Origin of the sequence: Shewanella sp. MBTL60-007 (assembly GCF_019654915.1) — a bacterium.
Classification (GTDB): Bacteria; Pseudomonadota; Gammaproteobacteria; order Enterobacterales; family Shewanellaceae; genus Shewanella.
In genome coordinates, this window is the sequence record NZ_BPET01000128.1 from 1 (window position 1) to 2,292 (window position 2,292).

A 2,292-nucleotide genomic window follows, 5' to 3' on the forward strand; every position below is an offset into this window, starting at 1 on the left:
TGATATTGAGCAGTTGAATGTTAAAAGTCATTACTTGCGACTATTAAGCGGGTGAATAATGATAACATGGTCATAAAACAACAAAAGCATAAACACATTTAATAGTTAAGGACGTAACAACTTCTTAATTGGTAAATTAAAAATGACCAATTAAACTTTATGTGCAAATCATTCTCTAAGCCCCATTATATAATGGCTTATGGTTATTTAATAAATTAATTTCAATTAATAGGAATTAATTGATTTCCCATTTAACTGTGGTTTCTTCTACTCTATTTTGAGTCTTTTAGTTAGGAATGAATGAGCCAAAAATGAGATTTTTCACATCACCTATGCTATAAAAGGGTTAAACCATTTTATAGGTAGCGATATGACATTTGAAAGGCAGCGATGGCAGTACCACTATGCAAAACCCACTTCAGGGCGTGCATTATGGCTATTAACTCCTGAGGAATTTGGTGCGGCTAATGAACTGCTGCTTAAAGTAGTAAGCGCTAGTTTTTATGCTAGTAATCTTAACTATTTTGTTAGTACGGATGCGCTTTCAGCATCAGCAAGAGGTAAATTAATAACTCGTTTGCGTAGGCAGATTAGGTCAATTCAAAATGGTTTGGACAATGATCATGACGTAGATCATCTTGTGTATGCAATGAACCAAGACATTAACGCCTTAATCAGTGATGATGGATGGCGTTATGTGCGAAAAGAGCTCAATCAGCGCGCAAAACGCTCAAGAAAGTCTCACATTGAGATTAACAATGATTGGGTAGTTAAAATTAAAGGCTATATGAAAAGTAATGGCCTTGGCACTTATGATGAAGCGCTTGAAAATATGTTTGAACGCTTAGATGAACTTGCTGAAATCAAGTCTCAAATGAGCAAATAGCCCTCTCCCCTACCTTTAATGTATCGGCACAATTGCTGCGACAAAACCTCAGAATAAAAGAAAGGTTTAACCACTTTATTGGTGGTTGACCGTTTACAGTTAATTCTACATACTATAATAGTAATTATCGTATGTAATAAACTCGGACGATCTGACAATGAAGAATGGCCTAACGACATTAGTAAATAGACAAGATACTGAACATGCTCCTTTGGATCTCAGTCGGCTACCTTTGGCTTTACATACGAAAGTCGATCAAGCTAAAAGTCAGCAACAACATCGACGATCTGAAAATACAGTTAAATCCTACTTATCGGCTTGGGCAAGCTTTGTCGATTTTTGTGATAGCTATGGTTTTAATCCCTTACCGGCTTCACCCGAAATTTTGATGGCCTATCTTGGTCAAGAAATGACTCGGACCTTTATTGGTCAATTTAATGGCCAAGAAACAGCGCGCCATTTAAGCAACAGCGCCATAGCAATGCGAGTCGCAGCAATTCGTCATTTTCATATCGAGCATGGCCATGATTCACCCACTTATCACCCTGAGATCATAAAATCGCTTGAGGGTTTTAGACGTAATCAAACACGAGAAGTTTTGCATGATGATAAGGCGCCGCTACTAAATGATGAACTGGGCAAACTGGTATCAGTCATTGTTGATAACCAAAAGGACCTTGTAAAATCCCGCGACCTGGCACTGATACTGTTACTTAGAGCTGGTGCATTTCGAAGAAGTGAAATTGTAAAGCTTAAGGTAGGAGATTTAGCTTTTCAGTTGGAAGGCCTAGAGATCACGATACGTTTCAGCAAATCCAATCAAGATGGTAGAAAAGAAGTGAAGTGGCTACCTGATGATGAAGCATTTTCGGCCAATGATGCGATCAAGCAATGGCTTGAAATCAGCGGTATTGAGAGTGGCTACATATTTAGGAGTATCACTCGGAACGGTTTAGCGTTGCGAACTGGCCCTAAAGAAGACACGCCAATCCTAGAGTTACCTGTATTATGCGGAGCAGATGTGAACCGGATCTTGAAAGGGTACTTGGTAAAAGCCGGTATCGATGTTCATCGTTTTGGGGCGCACAGCGCTAGAAGTGGGTTTGTTACTCAGATGGGCAGTGACGGCGAGGATGCAATGAAGATCCAGCGCCGCACTCTGCATAAAGATCTGCGAATGTTGTCTACCTATAACAAGTAATGGGCTCTCACAAAACACCATTTCAAATTAAAATTCTTATAAATAACAACAAAATCTGAACTACTAAATTTTTTGGTAGATTTTTTTTAGATTCGGTTAGAATAATGGTTCTGTCGCAAACTGAGAACTGACCACTATAAACTGAGGAAACGGTCCTCCTCAGATACAATTAGGCCGCCAAAGAATAAAACTGCTCCCATGGTGT

2 protein-coding genes are annotated in these 2,292 nt (G+C 39.1%); both read left to right on the forward strand.

Features of this window, described 5'->3' with window-relative positions:
- Window positions 1-370: 370 nt before the first annotated feature.
- On the forward strand, window positions 371-886 hold the full coding sequence (locus tag K5Q92_RS23575; protein ID WP_220771223.1) for a hypothetical protein: 516 nt from the start codon (window positions 371-373) through the stop codon (window positions 884-886).
- Between the two features lie 157 nt (window positions 887-1,043).
- Complete coding sequence (locus tag K5Q92_RS23580; RefSeq protein WP_220771224.1) at window positions 1,044-2,087, forward strand: tyrosine-type recombinase/integrase; 1,044 nt, start codon at window positions 1,044-1,046, stop codon at window positions 2,085-2,087.
- The last annotated feature ends 205 nt before the right edge of the window (window positions 2,088-2,292 follow it).

Bases quoted from the DNA above. Each gene is read 5' to 3' on its own strand.
- K5Q92_RS23575 (WP_220771223.1), top strand. From the start codon at position 371: ATGACATTTGAAAGGCAGCGATGGCAGTACCACTATGCAAAACCCACT.
- K5Q92_RS23580 (WP_220771224.1), top strand. From the start codon at position 1,044: ATGAAGAATGGCCTAACGACATTAGTAAATAGACAAGATACTGAACAT.